At 28.4% G+C, this 19,210-nt stretch carries 19 protein-coding genes; 1 reads left to right on the top strand and 18 read right to left on the bottom strand.

Going from position 1 to position 19,210, the window contains the following annotated elements; translation table 11 throughout:
• Positions 1-5: 5 nt before the first annotated feature.
• From CNEONATNEC86_RS14995 to CNEONATNEC86_RS15010, 4 genes are all read right to left on the bottom strand, one after another.
• A complete protein-coding gene (locus tag CNEONATNEC86_RS14995) occupies positions 6-992 on the bottom strand; it encodes a glycosyltransferase family 2 protein (protein WP_159136591.1) in 987 nt (328 codons plus the stop codon).
• 180 nt (positions 993-1,172) lie between these two features.
• Entirely contained in the window at positions 1,173-2,165 is a 993-nt protein-coding gene (locus CNEONATNEC86_RS15000) for an NAD(P)H-dependent glycerol-3-phosphate dehydrogenase (RefSeq protein WP_058295994.1), read from the bottom strand.
• Between the two features lie 5 nt (positions 2,166-2,170).
• A complete protein-coding gene (gene der / locus CNEONATNEC86_RS15005; protein ID WP_058295995.1) occupies positions 2,171-3,487 on the bottom strand; it encodes a ribosome biogenesis GTPase Der in 1,317 nt (438 codons plus the stop codon).
• A 1-nt stretch (position 3,488) separates the two neighbouring features.
• On the bottom strand, positions 3,489-4,829 hold the full coding sequence (locus tag CNEONATNEC86_RS15010; protein WP_159136320.1) for a DUF512 domain-containing protein: 1,341 nt from the start codon (positions 4,827-4,829) through the stop codon (positions 3,489-3,491).
• Between the two features lie 510 nt (positions 4,830-5,339).
• On the opposite strand from CNEONATNEC86_RS15010, the gene CNEONATNEC86_RS15020 reads away from it, so the two are divergent.
• Positions 5,340-6,170 (top strand): EAL domain-containing protein, encoded by an 831-nt coding sequence (locus CNEONATNEC86_RS15020; RefSeq protein WP_159136592.1) that lies wholly within the window; start codon positions 5,340-5,342, stop codon positions 6,168-6,170.
• A gap of 114 nt (positions 6,171-6,284) precedes the next feature.
• Here the strand turns inward: CNEONATNEC86_RS15020 and phoU are convergent, their stop codons facing one another.
• The 14 genes from phoU to ftsZ form a co-directional block, all read right to left on the bottom strand.
• Positions 6,285-6,947, bottom strand: coding sequence for a phosphate signaling complex protein PhoU (gene phoU / locus CNEONATNEC86_RS15025; RefSeq protein ID WP_058295997.1), 663 nt, complete (start codon positions 6,945-6,947; stop codon positions 6,285-6,287).
• Between the two features lie 18 nt (positions 6,948-6,965).
• The gene (pstB, locus tag CNEONATNEC86_RS15030) at positions 6,966-7,715 is read right to left on the bottom strand and encodes a phosphate ABC transporter ATP-binding protein PstB (protein WP_058295998.1); all 750 of its coding nucleotides are present in this window, start codon (positions 7,713-7,715) and stop codon (positions 6,966-6,968) included.
• 41 nt (positions 7,716-7,756) lie between these two features.
• Positions 7,757-8,641, bottom strand: a complete 885-nt coding sequence (gene pstA, locus CNEONATNEC86_RS15035) for a phosphate ABC transporter permease PstA (RefSeq protein ID WP_058295999.1) — start codon at positions 8,639-8,641, stop codon at positions 7,757-7,759.
• The gene (gene pstC, locus CNEONATNEC86_RS15040; RefSeq protein WP_058296000.1) at positions 8,641-9,534 is read right to left on the bottom strand and encodes a phosphate ABC transporter permease subunit PstC; all 894 of its coding nucleotides are present in this window, start codon (positions 9,532-9,534) and stop codon (positions 8,641-8,643) included. Before pstC ends, pstA begins: the two co-directional genes overlap by 1 nt.
• 40 nt (positions 9,535-9,574) lie before the next feature.
• Positions 9,575-10,477, bottom strand: coding sequence for a phosphate ABC transporter substrate-binding protein (locus CNEONATNEC86_RS15045; protein WP_159136322.1), 903 nt, complete (start codon positions 10,475-10,477; stop codon positions 9,575-9,577).
• 245 nt (positions 10,478-10,722) lie between these two features.
• Positions 10,723-12,408, bottom strand: coding sequence for a sensor histidine kinase (locus tag CNEONATNEC86_RS15050; RefSeq protein ID WP_159116615.1), 1,686 nt, complete (start codon positions 12,406-12,408; stop codon positions 10,723-10,725).
• A 1-nt stretch (position 12,409) separates the two neighbouring features.
• Complete coding sequence (locus tag CNEONATNEC86_RS15055; RefSeq protein WP_058296003.1) at positions 12,410-13,111, bottom strand: response regulator transcription factor; 702 nt, start codon at positions 13,109-13,111, stop codon at positions 12,410-12,412.
• 11 nt (positions 13,112-13,122) lie between these two features.
• Complete coding sequence (pgeF, locus tag CNEONATNEC86_RS15060) at positions 13,123-13,857, bottom strand: peptidoglycan editing factor PgeF (protein WP_058296004.1); 735 nt, start codon at positions 13,855-13,857, stop codon at positions 13,123-13,125.
• Positions 13,858-14,030: 173 nt separating this feature from the next.
• Positions 14,031-14,480 carry a transcriptional regulator NrdR gene (nrdR, locus tag CNEONATNEC86_RS15065; RefSeq protein WP_058296005.1) on the bottom strand — a complete coding sequence of 150 codons (450 nt, stop codon included), beginning with the start codon at positions 14,478-14,480 and terminating at the stop codon, positions 14,031-14,033.
• A gap of 70 nt (positions 14,481-14,550) precedes the next feature.
• Positions 14,551-14,820, bottom strand: a complete 270-nt coding sequence (locus CNEONATNEC86_RS15070) for a YlmC/YmxH family sporulation protein (protein ID WP_125148761.1) — start codon at positions 14,818-14,820, stop codon at positions 14,551-14,553.
• A gap of 162 nt (positions 14,821-14,982) precedes the next feature.
• The gene (sigG, locus tag CNEONATNEC86_RS15075; protein WP_058296007.1) at positions 14,983-15,756 is read right to left on the bottom strand and encodes an RNA polymerase sporulation sigma factor SigG; all 774 of its coding nucleotides are present in this window, start codon (positions 15,754-15,756) and stop codon (positions 14,983-14,985) included.
• 85 nt (positions 15,757-15,841) lie between these two features.
• Positions 15,842-16,546, bottom strand: a complete 705-nt coding sequence (gene sigE / locus CNEONATNEC86_RS15080) for an RNA polymerase sporulation sigma factor SigE (RefSeq protein ID WP_058296008.1) — start codon at positions 16,544-16,546, stop codon at positions 15,842-15,844.
• Positions 16,547-16,557: 11 nt separating this feature from the next.
• Entirely contained in the window at positions 16,558-17,361 is an 804-nt protein-coding gene (locus CNEONATNEC86_RS15085) for a sigma-E processing peptidase SpoIIGA (RefSeq protein WP_125148762.1), read from the bottom strand.
• 715 nt (positions 17,362-18,076) lie between these two features.
• Positions 18,077-19,207 (bottom strand): cell division protein FtsZ, encoded by a 1,131-nt coding sequence (gene ftsZ, locus CNEONATNEC86_RS15090; protein WP_125148763.1) that lies wholly within the window; start codon positions 19,205-19,207, stop codon positions 18,077-18,079.
• Positions 19,208-19,210: the final 3 nt, after the last annotated feature.

The raw sequence follows: 19,210 nt of genomic DNA on the forward strand, positions 1-19,210 counted from the left end.
ACATACTAACCATTTGCTTTACATGTATCCAAAATCATTTTGTAATCTAAGTTATTAATTTCTGCATACATTATTTTTTTCTTATCCAAAGTAGAAATATATTTATTATTATGATAGTCATAATCCACTAATTCAAAGAAAAATTTTTGAAGCACCTTATATATATCATAATTAACTGCCCCTTCATCTAAATATAATGTACAATATTGAAGCATATAAATATATATGAGATAAATATGAAATGTAATTTCTTCCTTATAATCTTCATATGCATTATGTTCTTTAAACTTCTTAACCAAACATCGTAGTGCATTCATTTTATCTTCTATTTGAATATTCTCATCACCATTACTTGTAATTGATTCAAGATTATTTGAGTAGTAATACAAAACAAGATCTGTTGCATAAACTTTTTTCAAATACAACATTGCAACCGGAAGAAAATCTATATCTTCAAAAGTTACCTTTTCTCTAAATTTAATATTATTATCAACTATTATGCTTCTTCTTATAATTTTACTCCACAAAAATCCTGGATAAGCAACAAGATGTCTTCTTTTTTCTAAATTTAACTCTCCCCATGTTTTTTCAATTGTTGTTAATGCATTCTTTTTAGCACTCCCATTATAAAAGCCGCAATCTACCATATCATAATTTCCGCTACTAGCTAAGTTATATAACTGCTCATACATATCTTTTTCCACATAATCATCACTATCAACAAACCCTAAATATTCACCTTTTGCAGCCTCAATTCCTCTATTTCGTGCACCACCTGGGCGTTTATTTTCATTAAGATTTATCAAAGTTATTTTCTCTGAATATTTTTCCTCATATCCGTTTAAAATATCTATACTTTTATCTGTAGAACAATCATTAATTAATATTATTTCAATATCCTTTAAAGTTTGATTAACAAGAGATTCTAAACATCTACGTAAATACTTTTCGTTATTATATACCGGTACGATTATTGATACTTTAATCTTCATCACAATCACTATTCCTTCTCTATTAATTCATAAATATTTTATAATAAAAATATAAATTTTTAATAAACAAACATAAAGTACTAATTATTTTTTATAAACAATCAATTATTTTATCAAAAAAATCTTAAGATTAAACTAAAATAATCACTTCAGCATAATCTTAAGATTATAATCTTTTAATTAAAACAATTCACTTTTCTTGTCTCTACTCATCAACTCATTCACTATAACTTCTGGAGTTTTATTTTCAAATAATCCTCTGTATAGTCCATCAGTTATAGGCATTGAAATGCCTAACCTTTCTTTCAGTTCAAAGAAAGCCTTACATGCACTTACACCTTCAACAACCATTCCAACCTCTTTAATAGCATCATCTACATTCATTCCTTTTCCTATTAAAAGTCCAGCTCTTCTATTTCTAGAATGCATTGATGTACATGTAACTATTAAATCTCCCATTCCTGTAAGTCCATAAAATGTTTCTATCCTTCCACCAAGGACCATTCCAACTCTTGTTATTTCCTTCATTCCTCTAGTTATAAGTGCAGCTTTTGTATTATCTCCATACCCAAGACCATCAACTATCCCCGCTGCAAGTGCTATAATATTCTTCACAGCTCCACCAATTTCAACACCAATTAAATCATCATTAGTATATACCCTGAAATAATTAGTCATAAATAAATCTTGGATATCCATAGCACATCTCATATCTTTAGATGATGTTACAACTGTTGTTGGTATTTTCATTGCCACTTCTTCTGCATGACTTGGCCCTGATAATACTACTATAGGATTATTTAATTCTTCTTCCATTACAACTGAAAGTCTTTTATCAGTTCCTTCCTCAATTCCTTTAGCTATTGATATAACAGGAATATCACTTTGAATCTTTCCTTTTATCTGCTTACACATAAGTCTTATTACATGTGAAGGAACTGATAAAACTATATATTCTGCATCTTTAATTGCATCATCTATATTATTAAAAGCAGTTACTCCTTGTGGAATTTTTAAATCTTTAAGGTACTTTTCATTTGTTCTTTTATTATTAATTTCGTTCACTACATCTATGTCTCTATCATAAATGCTTACGCAATTATCTTTTTCTGCAAGTAACACAGCTAAGGCAGTTCCAAAACTTCCTCCACCTAAAAAAGTAACTTTACTCATTTTTATTATTCCTTTCTTTGCCTATATTCTATTTGAATACCTGTTCCTTTAAAATCAAAACTTTCTCTTAATTGATTTTCTAAATATCTTTCATATGAGAAATGTCTTGCTTCTGCATCATTTACAAAGAAAATAAATTTTGGTGGCTTTGTTGCAACTTGAGTTGCATAATAAATTTTCATTCTCTTAAGTCCAACTACCGGTGGTTCTTTCATAAGTATTGCTTTACTTATAACATCATTTAATATACCTGTTGCAACCCTCTTATTATAATTATCATAACAGTATTTTGCTTTTTCTAAAACCTTTTGTGTTCTTTGACCTGTTAATGCTGAAATAAATAAATATTCTGCATAGCTTAAGAATTTTAATTTACTTTGTAACTCTTTTTTAAATTTATCTAAAGTCTTATCATCTTTTTCAACAAGATCCCATTTATTTACGATTACCATAATAGCTTTTCTCATTTCATGAGCATAACCTATTATTCTTTCATCTTGCTCTGTTATTCCCTCAGTTGCATCTATCATAAGTATGCACACATCAGCTCTTTCAATTGCAGCATAGGTTCTAACAACACTATATCTTTCAATTTCTTCTTTTACTTTAGATTTTCTTCTAAGTCCTGCAGTATCTATTAGTATAAATTTACCTTCTTCAGTTTCCAGATAACTATCTATAGCATCTCTAGTTGTCCCTGGAATATCAGAAACAATTACCCTATCTTCTCCAAGAAGTCTATTAATCAATGAAGATTTTCCTACATTAGGTTTACCAATCATAGCTATTCTTATGTATTCATCTTCCTCTTCTTCGTAAATTGATTTATCAAAGTTTTCAACTATACGATCAAGCATATCTCCAAGTCCTAATCCTTGTGATGCTGAAATTGTTATAGGATCACCAATTCCCAAATTATAAAATTCATATGCATTATCTTCTTCTTTTAAAGAGTCAACTTTGTTAACTACTAAAACTACTGGCTTTTTGCTTTTTCTAAGCATATTTGCCACTTCATGATCTGCAGCCGTTAAGCCTTCTTTACCATCAACTATAAATACAATAACATCAGCAGTCTCTATTGCTATATTAGCCTGCCTTCTCATTTGTTGCACTATTATATCATTTCTTTCTGGCTCAATACCACCAGTGTCAATCATTGTAAAATTATAAGTAAGCCATTCTGCTTCTGCATAAACTCTATCTCTTGTAACACCAGGTGTATCCTCTACTATAGATATTCTCTTTCCTGCTAATCTATTAAATAAAGTTGACTTTCCAACATTCGGTCTACCAACCATAGCAACTATCGGTTTCGCCATTTTAAATTTCCTCCTCTTTATATTCGTTAAGTTTTTCTATTAAGTCTTCACCTGTAAAATCTACCACTATAACTTTAACATCCAATGCTTTTTCAATATCTTTTATTTTAATATCGTCTAACATTATCTGCTCCGTTGAATCAGCAAGTTCATATCCTTTTCTAAACATATTATCTGACATTATAAGATATTTACTTTTTATAACGCCCTTCATTTGGTCAATTATATCTGTTCCTGTTAATAATCCTGCCACTGTTATTGTTTTACCAAAATAATTATTATCTATCTTATATACATCTAATTGCACATTAGGATTCTTTTCCTTAATCTTTTTACTTGCTTGTAAAAGTTCTGGATATGCTAAAGCTCCTGTAACAATAGAAAAACTGCCTTTCATATTTGTGTCTAGATCACCCAATGTATAATCTATAGCATCTCTAAAGCATCTTACCATTCCAACACCATCTTCTATTTGATGATAATTCTCATAGAATTCTGCTTCTGGAATTGGCTTTTCTGCCACAAGATAAAACTCATCTGATAATCTAACAAATGGACTTCTAGCTTCTTCATAATAACGTTTTTGTAGTTTTTCAACTCTTTCAATTTCCGCTCTAGCCCCTTCTTTAGTATAGGTTCTTACATGCGTTAAATTTTCTCTATATTTTGTAACTCCAATTGGAACTACAGCTACACTATCCACTTGTGGATATAATTCATACAAATCCTCAATTGTTCTTAAAAGTTCATCTCCGTTGTTTATATCAGGAATGCTTACTATCTGGGCATTAAGCTGTATTCCTGCTTCTGCAAGCCTTTTTAATCGTTCCATAATGTTTCCTGCAAATCTATTATTAAGCATCTTAACTCTAAGTTCTGGGTTTGTTGTATGTACTGAAACATTTATAGGACTTATATGATAATTTATAATTCTATCAATATCTTCTTCCTTCATGTTTGTTAATGTAACAAAATTTCCTTGAAGAAAAGATAATCTCGAATCATCATCTTTGAAGTAAAGACTATTTCTCATACCTTTAGGTAACTGATCTATAAAACAAAAAATGCATTTATTGCTACATCTCTTTGCTTTATCTATAAGACCTCCACCAAATTCTATTCCTAGATCTTCTTCATAATCTTTTTCTATTTCTATTTCCCAGATTTCTCCGCTATCAGCCTTCTCTATTTCAAGCACTAATTCTTCATCTTCAGACAAAAATTTATAGTCTATAATATCTTTAACTTCTTTACCGTTAATAGAAATAAGCGAATCATTTTTTTCAATTCCAACTTCTTCAGCAATACTGCCTGGAGTTATGTTTGTTATAATACTTTTCATAATTTCTCTCCTTATTATAACATACTATCTATCCTTGTTATATTACATGATTACTTTGTTTAAGTCAATAAAAGTGTTTATGTAAACTTAATATTTTTATTATTGGTAATAGATATTTTTGTTATTCAATTAAGTTTCAATTGTTATAGAATTGCTTTACTTAAAATTTACAAAACATACCTATAATTTTAATATCAATGATCTAATATTATATTATTACCATTACTTATAATAATTTTAAAGGTTGTGATTTTATTTGGAAAATGTATCAGATATAACTTTATATAAAAACCTTCAGAAGTTATTAACTAAAGCAAATATATATTCATTTTTTCAACCCATTATTTCTTTAAAAGACGCTAGCATACTTGGGTATGAAGTATTAATCAGAGATATATCAAATTTAATGAGTCCTCAAGAACTAATTAACTCAGCTATTAAATACGATAAAATAATTCAACTTGAAAGTCTGTTTATAAAAAAGCTTTAGAAAATTCATCAAAAAATGAAATAAAAGAAAAATTATTCATAAATATAAGTCCATTATTTTTACACAAAAAAGAATTATTTAATGAATTAGTTATAAATTTTTCAAAAGAAAATTCAATAGGTCTAGGAGATATCATCTTAGAAGTTACAGAGCAAGAAAATATATATTCTGATGATATTTTTAAGCAGAATATTGAATACTATAAATGCAAACATTATAAAATAGCTATTGATGATTTAGGTTCTGAGCATTCATCATTAAACAGAATTTCTGTGATCAAGCCTGAATTTATAAAACTTGATATGCAGCTTATACGCAATATTCATAAAGATGAAATTAAACAAGCCATTGTAAAAAGTATGTGCCAGCTTGCCAATTCAATAGGATCTTATATAATTGCTGAAGGTATTGAAAGTGAACATGAACTTCAAAAATTAATAGATTTAGATGTTCATTATGGCCAAGGATATTATTTGCAAAAACCTGCTGAGAAACTATTTCCCCTAAAGGATGAGATATATAAAAAAATAATTAATTTCAATATAATCAACAGTAATAGACCATCATATACTATAACTACTCTTTCAACTCCATCTAAAACAATAACCTCTAACATTTTGGTTAGTAAAGTAGATGAAGAGTTTAAAAAAAATACTAAATTACTTAGTATGTGCCTTGTTGACAATGATATTGTTAAAGGAACTGTTACTAGAAATTCATTTTATACCAAACTTGGTAGTATGTATGGCTATAGCCTCTATTCTTTTAAACCTATATCATCAATAATGAACAAAACCTTTCTATCTATATCAAAAGAAAATATTTTTTTCCTGTCCTTTAGAGGCGTTTAACAACAATCAAGCTAAGCGTAATACTTAGCTTGACAATTCGCCGTATAAAAAAAGCTGAAATTAAATATTATCTAATTTTCAGCTATATTTATTGTAGAAATCAAAGTCTCTCAATTATTCATTTAAATCTACATAAACTCCATCTTTTGAAAAAATAGTCCATTCGCAAATGTTAGTAACATGATCTGCTATTCTCTCTAAATACTTAATTACAAACAACATTTGTGCTCCATCATTAACCAACTCTTCATGTACCTTTATCTTTTTAATAATTTTATTAAATAAATTTTTGTAAAATGCATCTACTTTATCATCTTCTGCACAAATTTTATATGCCGCTTTAACATCATTATTTGTATAAGCTTCTACTGATGCTTTAATCATTTCTCTTACTTTTTGTTCCATATCCCAAAGTTCATTTATATCTCCATTAAAAGCACTTAAGTTTTTTCCCATTTTTTTAGTTATCTTACATATGTCAATTGCATGATCTGCCATTCTTTCTAAATCAGTAACTATTTTAGATGCTGCAAAAACTCTTCTAAGATCCTTTGCAAGTGGCTGTTCAGTTGCAATGAACTTAATGCATTCTTCTTCTATTTCCTTTTGCATATTATCAACTTCATCATCATTGTCAATAATTATATCTGCTTTTTCTAAATCATACTTTTTTAAGCAGATCATACTTTCATATATTTGTTTTTCAACTAGACTAGACATTGATAATAAATCCCTATGAATATTTTTTACCCTTATATGTTGTGAACCTCTTGTCATAATTTTACACCCTTCCTTTTAACCAAATCTACCTGTTATATAATCCTCTGTTCTTTTATCTCTTGGATTATAGAATATATCTTCTGTTTTTCCAAACTCTATAACTTCTCCATTTAAGAAAAATGCTGTTTTGTCAGCTATTCTACCTGCCTGTTGCATATTATGAGTTACTATTATTACTGTATAATTCTTTTTTAGTTCATCCATAAGATCTTCCATCTTTGATGTTGAAATAGGATCTAGTGCTGAAGTTGGTTCATCCATTAATATAACTTCTGGAGAAACTGCTAAAGTTCTTGCAATACACAATCTTTGTTGTTGACCACCGGACATTCCAAGGGCACTTTCTTTTAATCTGTCTTTAGTCTCATCCCAAAGTGCAGCACCTTTTAAGCTTTTTTCTACAATTTCATCAAGTACTTTTTTGTTTTTTATACCATGAATTCTTGGACCATATGAAATATTATCATAAATAGACATTGGAAATGGATTAGGTCTTTGGAATACCATACCTATTCTTTTTCTTAAATGTATTTCATCATAATCTTTATATATATCTTTTCCTTCAAATAAGACTTCCCCTGTAATTTTTACACTTTCAATTAAATCATTCATTCTATTTATTGTTCTTAAATAAGTCGATTTTCCACATCCTGAAGGACCAATTAGTGCTGTAACTTCATTTTTATTTATTTTCATATTAATATCTTTTAATGCTTGCTTCTCTCCATAATATAAACATAAATCTTTAGTTTCAATAATGCTCATGATTAACTCTCCTACTTTCGCCACATAAATTAACTCTATTTTTATTGTCCACCGTACTTTTTCATAATTCTTTTTCCTATTAATTTAGCTAATATATTGAATAAAAGAACTGATATTATAAGAACCGCTGCTGTTCCGTTTGCTATTTGGGTAGCATCTGCTACAATACCTTCCGAATTTAGCTTCCATATATGAACTGCTAATGTTTCTGCTGGTCTAAATAATGAAAATGCTGATTTACTATTAACCAGACTTATAGTATTAAAGTTTAAAGCTTTTGAGCTTAAACCTGCCGTATATAAAAATGCTGCTGCTTCTCCAAAAATTCTACCTGCTGCTAAAATTACACCTGTTAAAATTTCACCCATGGCACTTGGTACTGTAATTTTAACAAGAGTCTGCCATTTCGTAGCTCCAAGACCTAAAGATGCTTCTTTAACTCTTTTGCTTGCTGTTGCAATTGCATTTTCTGATATTCTCGTCATTGAAGGTATGTTTAATATTGTAACTGATAAAGCACCTGCAAGGATTGAATATCCCCACCCTAATTTATTTACAAAAATAAGCATACCGAACATTCCAATAACTATAGAAGGTAGAGAAGACATTGTTTCAAGGCACATTCTTATAAAATTAAGAACTTTTCCTTCTTTAGCATACTCTGATAAATATATACCTGCTCCAATACCAATTGGTACTGTTATAAGTAAAGAAATTAATAACATATAAAATGAGTTAAATAACTGTGGACCTATTCCTCCACCAGCTCCCGATATTTTAGGCTTTCCAAACAAAAAGCTTGGCTTTAACATGCTTCCACCTTTATATAATATATATACAATAAATAAACCAAGTAATAACACTATAAACGTACTTATTGCATAAAGTATAAATGTTGCAATTTTATCTACTTTTTTAGCATTCATTAGACAGCACTCCTTTTTTCAATTCTTCTCACAATCAATATGAAAATGAATGATATTATTAACAATATTAATGCTAATGTCCATAATGCATCATTCCATGCTGTTCCACTTACTGTGTTTGCCATGTCCATAGTTATTATACTTGTCAAAGTTGACATTGATGAAAGAATACCATCAGGTATCTTAACTGTGTTTCCTATAACCATTTGTACTGCTAATGCCTCTCCAAAAGCTCTAGCAATCCCAAGAACTACCCCTGTAAGTATTCCTGATTTTGCACCTGGAACAATAACCCTTGAGATTGTTTGCCATCTTGTTGCACCAAGGCCATATGATGCCTCAATGTGATCCATAGGTATAGTCTTTATAGCATCTATTGATAATGTTGCTATTGTAGGTAATATCATAAGTGATAGTACTAATACTCCTGCAAGTAACGAGTACCCCATACCACCAACATTATTTTTTATAAAAGGAACTAAAACAGAAATTCCTACCCATCCATATACAACAGATGGTATTCCAACTAAGACCTCTAATGATGGTTTTATTAATTTATTACCTATTCCTTTTGATATTACATTTACAAATATGGCTAAAGCTATAGCAATAGGCGCGCTTATAACAACTGCGCCTACACTAACCAATGTTGAGCCTAAGATGAAAGCCAAAGCTCCAAAAGAAGGAGAATTTTCTTGTCCAGGCTTCCAATTATTAGTGAATAGAAACTCTGATATGCTATAGTGATTTTGCGTAAATGTTTTTATCCCTTTAGATCCTATAAAAATTATTATAGCTACTGTGATTAATATAATGAGTATTCCACAAAAGTTTGCAAAAATCTGACCTATATACTCATTCTTAATCCTTTCCTTTAAACTTCTTTTTTCCATCTTAACTCATCCTCTAATTTAAAATTATTTATGTTTTTTTCTATTTTACTTTCATTTCTGATCCTGATATAAATCCTAAGTTTTCTAAGCTTTCATTATTTTCACTACTTGAAACAAATTCAATAAATTCTTTTGCTGGGCTTGTTGCTTCCCCTTTTGTATACATATGTCCATATGACCAAAATGGATATGATCCATCACAAATATTAGCTTTATCTGAACTTACTCCATCAATACTAACAACTGCCAATGCTTCTTTAGCCTCTTCATTGTTCATATATGCAAGGCCAACATAACTTATTGCTCCTTCATTTTCTCTCATAGCTGTAAGTACCGCACCGTTAGAATCCTGCATAACTCCAATTGAATCATTTTCAAGTGAAGCATCACCATCCAATATAGTTCTTTCAAAAGTAGCTCTTGTACCCGAACCAGATTTTCTATGAACTATAAATATTTCCTTATTAGGTCCACCAATTTCACTCCAATTAGTAACTTTTCCTGAAAATATATCCTTAATTTGATCTTTAGTTAAATTTGTAATTCCAAGACTTTTACTAACTACAACTCCAAACCCTTGTGCTACTACTTGATGATCAACTAGTTCTTTTGCTTTATCTGTATCTAATTTTTCTTCTGCCAATAGATCTGAATTTCCTATATCAACGCTACCTTCAAGTACTTGAGTAAGTCCTGTTCCTGATCCACCTGCTTGTGCACTTATTTCGACTTCTGAATATTTTTCATTAAACTTTTCAATTGATTGTTCCATTAATGGTAATAAAGCAGATGAACCACTTATTGTTAATGTACCACTTAATCCTTCTTGAGCTTCACCGTTGTTTGTGTCAGCACTTCCATTACCACCACAACCTATCATTCCAATTCCAATCATAGCTACAAGTAAAGTACCAACTATGTATTTTAAAGATTTCTTTTTCATTATTTTTCCTCCGTAAGCGATATGTTTTAACATCAATTTAATATACCTATTTATTTTGTCCTTTACAAAACTAATGATAAACTTTGAAAGTTAATAAATTATTAGAATAATGTTAAGATATTAGTCAGTTATGTTAATAAAATTTAACATAACGTTCTATATATGAATAGTTTCTATTTAAATAAAAAATACTTAGAAATATATTTCCTAAGTATTTTTTACAAATAAATATGTTTTTATTCACTCTAAAGATATGGTATTTTAATTTTAAATGTAGTCCCAACCCCAAGCTCACTTTCTACATCTATCTGACCGTTAAAAATCTTAACTATATGTTTAACTATAGCTAAGCCTAATCCTGTACCACCCTTTTTACGCGACTTATCTACCCTATAGAATCTTTCAAATATTCTTGGTATATCTTCTTTCGGAATACCAATTCCATCATCAATAATATCTAAACAATAATATTGTTCATCGTTATAGCTATTTATTGTTATTTTACCTTTATCATTAGAATATTTAACTGCATTTTCTATCAAGTTTAGCACCAATTGATGGAATTTATCCTTATCTCCTAAGATATTTTCACAATTCTCATCATTATATTCAATTTCCACATTTTTATTTACAGCTATTTTTCTCATTACATTTATGACATCTTCAATTATGTTTTCTGGTGAAAACTCCCCAACTTCTGAGACTAAATTACTTTCAATATTAGATAATACTAATATATCATTTATAAGGCGTGTTAATCTTTCAGCCTCTTTATTTATTATATCTAAAAATTTTTCTCTAGTTTCATCATCTTTAACTATCCTCAATGTTTCTGCAAAGCCTTTAATTGAAGTCAGTGGTGTCTTTAATTCGTGAGAAACATTAGCTACAAATTGCGTTCTCATAAGTGCAACTCTTTTTATATCAGTAACATCTTGAAATAAAATTACTCTTCCTATATTCTGAGAGTCATTTATTATATCAGATTTTTTTATTTTTATTTCCCTTTCTATTGGATGAAGAACTTTTATTTCCTCTTCATTTTTATCTTCGTTCTTCAAAAATGACTTTATATCATAATCACTTACATAATCAAATATACATTCACCAACTATATTTTTCTTTATGCCAAGTAAGGTTCCAACATATGGATTAATTAATATTACATTGCTATCTTCATCTATTGCAATTATTCCACTTTCTACACTATTTAATATAGATTCAACTTTATTCTGCTTATCAACCACTTCTTTAATTTTGATTTGAAGCTGTTCAGCCATTTTGTTAAATGTATTACTTAAAGTTCCAAGTTCATCATTACTTTTTATGTTTGACCTTATTTTATAATCACCATGACTCATCTTTGATGTTACTGATTCCAATTCTTTTATTGGCTCAACAATTATTCTAACCAACCTAAATGATAAAAATAATGAAAATACAATGACAACTGCAATTATAAATAAATAATATTTAAGATTAGCTTGTTCAAACATATTTACAGTACTTATTGGTATAGATGTCCTTAATACTAAATTATCACTGACTTTACTTGCATAATACATAAGTTTAGTATCTAAAGTCTCACTATACCTTATCTGATATCCACTTCCATCTTCAAAAGCTTTCTTTATCTCTAATCTTTCCTTATGATTTTCATTACTTTTAATTTCATTATCATATAATACGTCTCCATTTTTATTAACCAAAGTAATTCTAATTGGAGTATTATTGATTTTAACTTCGTTAAATTTGCTCAAATCATGCTTATCAAAATCCTCATTTTTACTTATAAGATAGTTTACGTTCACAAGTATTTGCTTTGTATTATTTATTTCTCTTAAATTAATTAATGTTATAAATGATGATGTTAATAATAATATAGCAAATAAAACAGTTACCATTACAGATGTTAGTATTTTGTTCCTCATATTATTCCTCTGGGTTAAATCTATACCCTACTCCTCTAATAGTCTCAATGAATCTTGGATTCTTATCATCCTCTTCTATTTTCTTTCTCAAGTATCTTATGTGTACATCAACAGTTCTTGTTTCTCCTATATATTCATACCCCCATATTTTGTCTAATAAAACCTCTCTTTTAAGTATCTTTCCTTTATTTTTAATTAATATTTGAAGAAGCTCAAATTCTTTTAGACTCAAGTCCACTTTATTATTATTTACTACTACTTCATGGCGCTCAAAATTTACAGTTAAGCTCTTTGATTTATATATTTCACTATCACTTTCGCTAAAAGTATTTGTTCTTCTTAGAACCGCTTTAACTCTTGCCAATAATTCTCTCACTGAAAAAGGCTTAGTTATGTAATCATCTGCCCCTAATTCCAATCCCAATATTTTATCTAACTCTTCGCCTTTAGCAGTAAGCATTATTATTGATGTATTTTTCATTTCATTATTTCTCTTAATTTCTTTACAAACATCAAAACCATCCATTCCTGGAAGCATTAAATCAAGAAGCATTAAACTTGGCTTATTCTCGTTTGCAATTTTTAATGCATCAATTCCATTATTAGCCTCCATCACTTCATATCCTGCACTTTGTAAATTAAATTTTAATAACTCAACAATATGTTCTTCATCATCAACTATTAGTATTTTTTCTTTAGACATATTTTTCCCCCCTATTTTAGGAATACAAAAGAAAACATTCTTCCATAAGCTCCTTCACTTTTTCTATATGAATATAACTTAATATCTTCATTACAATAAGTACATATTCCTAAAGTAAATATGTTTTTTTCATCTACGCCACTTTTTATTAGATCATCTTCAACGCAGCACTCTAAATTTAGATTTCTTCCATTAAATAATTTATTTTTATCAATATCATATTTTTTTTCTATAAATTTATCTTTAAGTTCTTCAGAAACTTCATAGCAACATTTTCTAATATGAGATCCAATATAGGCTTTAATATTTTTTTCATTGCATTTAAATTCATTCTTCATTTTTTCTATGGTCTTAAAGGTTATTGATTCAAATGTACCTCTCCATCCACTGTGTATAGCTGCTACTACTTTTCTCACTTCATCTACTAATATTACTGGCACGCAGTCTGCTGTAAAAATACCTACTGCTATTTTTTTTATGTTAGTTATTACCGCATCACCTTCCATGTCATTTATATCTTTTCCAGTGTACTCTAATATTTTATCACTGTGTATTTGTTTTAGATATACAACTTTTTCCAGATCAAATTCTCCACTTAAAGAATTCAAATACTTTTTTCCTTCCTCAGTAGCTCTGTTAAAGCTTCTATTTTTTTCTGCATTTGTAAACACAACTTGAAATTTATCACTATCTAAAATCAAATAATCCTCTTTCTTTATAAGAGAATCTAACAGAACTTTGTTCATTTAACTATATCCTCCTAGTCTTAACCCTTACATTATTAATATTAACATTATATATAATAATTAGTATATCTTTTAACTAATTTTTAACTTATTAATAACACAAATCATTTTTAATTATTTTTATATATATAAAAAGGATATTGAAGCTTACTTCTCAATATCCCAATTTTTTTTTATGTTGTAAGGTTTTTTATTTCTTCAAGAAAAGTATTAATATCCTTAAACTGTCTGTAAACTGATGCAAATCTAACATAAGATATTTCATCAAGCTCTTTTAATTTGTTCATAACCATTTCACCAATATCCTTAGATGGAATTTCTGTAAGCATGCTATTAGAAATTGTTTTTTCTATGTCATTTGCTAAATCTTCCATTTGTTTTCTTGATATTGGACGCTTTTGGCAAGCTATTATTAAGCCATTTATTATTTTTTCTTTATTAAAATTTTCTCTAGTTAAGTCTTTTTTTATTACCAATATAGGAAAATCTTCTATTTTCTCATATGTGGTATATCTTTTATTACATCTTAAACATTCTCTTCTTCTTCGAATTGTTGTATTGTCATCTGTTGATCTAGAATCAACCACCTTACTTTCTTCAAAAGAACAAAAAGGACACTTCATTTACATCACCTCTTAACTTTAGTGCATCAACTTTACTTATATATATTATAACGTCATTCTTCTTATATTGCTATATATTATTTATATCATTATCTATTTCACCTTGTGATTTCACCAGTATAACATCCGTCCCTATTTTCACTATATTTTTCCACGGTATTTCTTTTTCTTCATCCTTCCCAAACCATGATTTAACTTCTCCTGGTAATATTAAAGAAATTACTTTATTTGTATCACAGTCTATTTTCAAATCTCTAATAAATCCAAGTTTACTTCCAGTTAGTACATCTATAACTTCCATATTTCTCATTCCATTGATTGAATGTAATTCTAACTCCATCAAATCTCCCCCATAAATTTTTATTTTTTATGTAGTTTAATTAATCTATATTATTAAATATATGATTCATTTTCTTATTTATTATTGGCTTCTATACATATTTTTAATAAAGTTTACGAAATTTAAAAGACGTTCAAAATACTTTTGAACGTCTTTTTGTAATTAAACATGTTTTCTCATATGCTTTAATGCTGTTTTTTCTAGCCTAGAAACTTGTGCTTGGGATATACCAATTTCTTCGGCCACCTCCATTTGAGTTCTTCCATTAAAAAATCTTAAATTCAATATTAGTTTTTCTCTATCTGTTAATTTTTTCATAGCCTCCTTTATTGATATATTTTCAAGCCAGCTTTCATCAGTATTTTTTGTATCACTTATTTGATCCATTACATAAATTGCATCTCCGCCATCATGATATATAGGTTCAAATAAAGACACTGGATCTTGAATTGCATCCAATGCAAATACTACTTCTTCTCTTGGCAATTCTAACTCTTTTGCTATTTGAGAAACCGTTGGTTCTTTGTTATTATCTTTTATAAATTTTTCTCTTGTTATTAAAGCTTTATAAGCTATATCCCTTAATGACCTGCTAACTCTAATTGAATTATTATCTCTTAAATATCTACGGATTTCACCTATAATCATAGGTACTGCATATGTAGAAAATTTTACATTCTGTGATAAATCAAAATTATCTATTGATTTCATAAGACCAATGCATCCTACTTGAAATAAGTCATCAATATTTTCCCCTCTATTATTAAAACGTTGAATTACACTAAGTACTAATCTTAAATTTCCCTTTATAAATGTTTCTCTTGCATTTTTATCTCCTGCTTTCATTTGCAATAGCAATTGCTTTTTTTCTTTTTCTTTAAGTATAGGAAGTTTTGCTGTATTAACACCGCATATTTCCACCTTGTTAATTATCACAAAATTTTCCTCCTTTCGGAAGTAATGATATGTATTGCATTAATCATTATTTCCGATAGCAGATACTTTTATACTCAAAGACAACCTAAATCATTCTACTTATTTCTTTTTTTAATCTTCTAATAATTTTCTTTTCTAATCTAGATATATAAGATTGTGATATTCCAAGCATATCCGCAACTTCTTTTTGTGTCTTTTCTCTTGTTCCATTTAATCCAAATCTTAATCTTACAATTTCTTTTTCTCTATCATTCAAGCTTTTTAGTGCTATAAGTAAAAGCTGCTTGTCCACCTCATCTTCTATTAAATTATATACGGTATCATTATCTGTCCCTAATATATCTGAAAGCAATAATTCATTTCCATCCCAGTCAATATTTAATGGTTCATAAAATGATATTTCTGCTTTTACTTTGCTATTTCTCCTTAAATACATTAAAATTTCATTTTCTATACATCTAGATGCATATGTTGCAAGCTTTATTTTCTTTTCAGGATTAAACGTATTTACTGCTTTAATGAGCCCAATTGTTCCTACTGATATTAAATCTTCTACATTTACACCTGTATTTTCAAATTTTCTTGCAATATAAACTACTAGTCTTAAATTTCTTTCTATTAATATACTTCTAATACTTTCATCACTATTTAATTTATTAACTAAATCTTCCTCTTCATCCTTAGATAATGGTGGTGGAAGTGCATCATTACCGCCTACATAATATAATCCTCTTCTAAATACTTTTAACTTACTTATTAATTTATTTAATAATACAATTATCTTTTCCACTTTGAATCCTCCTATACTATTCCTCTTGATAATAATGCATTAAATGTACTATTTTTGCTGAATTGATCACTACATGGACATATTATTGCATCAATTTTTCTAAATTCTAATCCATGATCTTTTATATTTACATTATTAACTCTAATACCTACAAGTATTCCATTTGATTTTACTGTTCTATAAGGTATATGATATATATTATTTCCCTGGAAATTCACATCACCTAACAAGCTTTCTTCAACTATTATGCAAGGTAAGTTTGTTATTGGTTCTCTCAATTCATTTCCTGTGTCTAAAAATCCTTTAAATATATAGTTTTTATTTTCTATATAACACTCTACAGAAAATATGTAATTATTTACAAAATTTTGTTCTTTAATATAGTAACTAATTCTATCAATAACTATAAATAGTATCATAAAACTTAAAATCACATATTTAATTGAATACTTTGCAATACTAAATTTCTCCCCTAATATATATATATTTTCTTTTAGTGAAAACAGAAAACATATTCCACTTAATGTAAATGAAACCATTAAAAATATTGTAGTAGTCTTAAGTAAATTAATGATACTTGTTTTTCCATAAGTAATCCAAACCATTATTATTGCCATAATTATTTGAAATGGGAAGTAACTAAAAATCTTCAATTCTGGAATCAGTAATACCACTGTATATATGCTTCCTAAAAAACTTGAAAATATCATTATATTTGTCTTACATTTATGATGAATTAATTTCATAGTTAATAATAGCAGAAACAAATTTACTATAAAATTTTCTAATATTAAAACATCTATATATATTTCCATTTTTATTCCTCCATCATATGAATTCATTATAGACTCATCTGTCTTAAAAATTTGTCACAATCTAATAACATATTAATATTTTTTAACTTTAACTTTTTACATTTACTTACATCATTTTTTGTAGACTACTTTTTATATGATAAAATAACTTTTTATGATTTTTTTTACTTTTTCACAATTTAATTTGTAAAATAAAAAAGTGGCTTCGCCACGCTTTATACGTAAAATATAAACCTTAATACTATAAAATAAGCAATTACTCAAACACATTTTTAAATAAGAAGGCACTTTTGCGGGACTATAATTTATTTTTTAACGTATTGAACTATCTAAGTTACAGAAAGCCTCTATTCTTAAGGCTTTTCCTATTATAAAAATTTTATACTTTCCTATACGTTAAAAAATCGCCAAGGCGACTATGATATGATTCTCTATAAAATATAAATCCAATAGAATACAATAACTTTAATTTTAAAAATCGTTTACCCGTAGTTTTTTCATCGCATACTGTTTTTTCTGAGCAAGCCTGTGAAAAGGACAGGCGCATATAATTTATTTTTTATTCTTTAGTCTTTATATTTTATTTATTACAATATTATCAAAAATAACTTAGCCACTGGTTATCTAAATATATAAATTACTAAATAATAAAAAATTATAGCCTTAAAAGATAATTCTTTTAAGGCTATAATTTAAATATATAAAGAAGTAAATATTAATGTTTCTTTTGTCTTCTTAAAAATACAGGTATATCTAAATCATCTGATTCATAACTATTATTTGAAGTTATAATTGGTTCAACTGTAGGTTCTACTGTTGCTGCAACCTCTTCTTTAACAGAAGTATTATTTACTGGCTTAACACTCTCTTTAGTTATTGGTTCTATAGAAGGTTGACATTCAAATCCTGTTGCGATTACTGTAATTCTTATTTCTTCTTTTAAAGACTCATCAATTACAGCTCCAACAATAATATTAGCATCTGGATCAACCGCTTCACGTACTACATCTGCAGCATCATATACTTCTAACGCTCCAAGATCTGCTCCACCAGTAAAATTTATTATAACATCTGTAGCTCCATCGATTGAAGTTTCTAATAATGGTGATGAGATTGCCTGCTTAACTGCATCTTGTGTTCTTGTCTCACCCTTACCAAAACCAACTCCCATATGTGCTAATCCTTTATCAAGCATAACTGCTTTTATATCCGCAAAGTCTGCGTTAATAACACCAGTTATAGTAATTAAGTCTGAAATTGCTTGAACCCCTTGTCTTAGCACTTCATCAGCCAATTTGAACGAATCTAAAAGTGTTGTTTTCTTATCAGCCATTGTTAGAAGTCTTTCATTTGGTATTATAACTAAAGTATCAACTTTTTCTTTTAGATTTTCAATCCCCATTTCTGCATGTCTCATTCTTCTCTTTCCTTCAAATGGGAAAGGCTTAGTAACTACACCTACAGTTAATATATCCATAGATTTTGCTATTTCAGCAACTACTGGTGCTGCTCCTGTTCCAGTTCCACCGCCCATTCCAGCAGTAATAAATACCATATTAGCTCCTTTAATAGCAGCTGTAATTTCTTCTCTGCTCTCTTCAGCAGCTTTTTTACCTATTTCTGGATTAGCTCCTGCACCAAGCCCTTTGGTTAATTTTTCCCCAATTTGTATTTTTTGACTTGCATTAGAAAGCAATAACGCCTGTTTATCTGTGTTTATTGCTATAAACTCAACATTTTTTAATCCTTCAACTATCATTCTGTTAACGGCATTGCTACCACCGCCACCACAACCAATTACTTTTATATTGGTTAATTCTTGCATATCTGAATCAAAATCTAACAAATT

The sequence above is a fragment of the Clostridium neonatale genome, assembly GCF_900465025.1.
Taxonomy (GTDB): domain Bacteria; phylum Bacillota; class Clostridia; order Clostridiales; family Clostridiaceae; genus Clostridium; species Clostridium neonatale.

Excerpts from the sequence above, each read along its gene's own strand:
- CNEONATNEC86_RS14995 (WP_159136591.1), bottom strand. The coding sequence starts at position 992 with ATGAAGATTAAAGTATCAATAATCGTACCGGTATATAATAACGAAAAG.
- CNEONATNEC86_RS15000 (WP_058295994.1), bottom strand. The coding sequence starts at position 2,165 with ATGAGTAAAGTTACTTTTTTAGGTGGAGGAAGTTTTGGAACTGCCTTA.
- der (WP_058295995.1), bottom strand. The coding sequence starts at position 3,487 with ATGGCGAAACCGATAGTTGCTATGGTTGGTAGACCGAATGTTGGAAAG.
- CNEONATNEC86_RS15010 (WP_159136320.1), bottom strand. The coding sequence starts at position 4,829 with ATGAAAAGTATTATAACAAACATAACTCCAGGCAGTATTGCTGAAGAA.
- phoU (WP_058295997.1), bottom strand. The coding sequence starts at position 6,947 with ATGACAAGAGGTTCACAACATATAAGGGTAAAAAATATTCATAGGGAT.
- pstB (WP_058295998.1), bottom strand. The coding sequence starts at position 7,715 with ATGAGCATTATTGAAACTAAAGATTTATGTTTATATTATGGAGAGAAG.
- pstA (WP_058295999.1), bottom strand. The coding sequence starts at position 8,641 with ATGAATGCTAAAAAAGTAGATAAAATTGCAACATTTATACTTTATGCA.
- pstC (WP_058296000.1), bottom strand. The coding sequence starts at position 9,534 with ATGGAAAAAAGAAGTTTAAAGGAAAGGATTAAGAATGAGTATATAGGT.
- CNEONATNEC86_RS15045 (WP_159136322.1), bottom strand. The coding sequence starts at position 10,477 with ATGAAAAAGAAATCTTTAAAATACATAGTTGGTACTTTACTTGTAGCT.
- CNEONATNEC86_RS15050 (WP_159116615.1), bottom strand. The coding sequence starts at position 12,408 with ATGAGGAACAAAATACTAACATCTGTAATGGTAACTGTTTTATTTGCT.
- CNEONATNEC86_RS15055 (WP_058296003.1), bottom strand. The coding sequence starts at position 13,111 with ATGTCTAAAGAAAAAATACTAATAGTTGATGATGAAGAACATATTGTT.
- pgeF (WP_058296004.1), bottom strand. The coding sequence starts at position 13,857 with ATGAACAAAGTTCTGTTAGATTCTCTTATAAAGAAAGAGGATTATTTG.
- nrdR (WP_058296005.1), bottom strand. The coding sequence starts at position 14,480 with ATGAAGTGTCCTTTTTGTTCTTTTGAAGAAAGTAAGGTGGTTGATTCT.
- CNEONATNEC86_RS15070 (WP_125148761.1), bottom strand. The coding sequence starts at position 14,820 with ATGGAGTTAGAATTACATTCAATCAATGGAATGAGAAATATGGAAGTT.
- CNEONATNEC86_RS15085 (WP_125148762.1), bottom strand. The coding sequence starts at position 17,361 with ATGGAAATATATATAGATGTTTTAATATTAGAAAATTTTATAGTAAAT.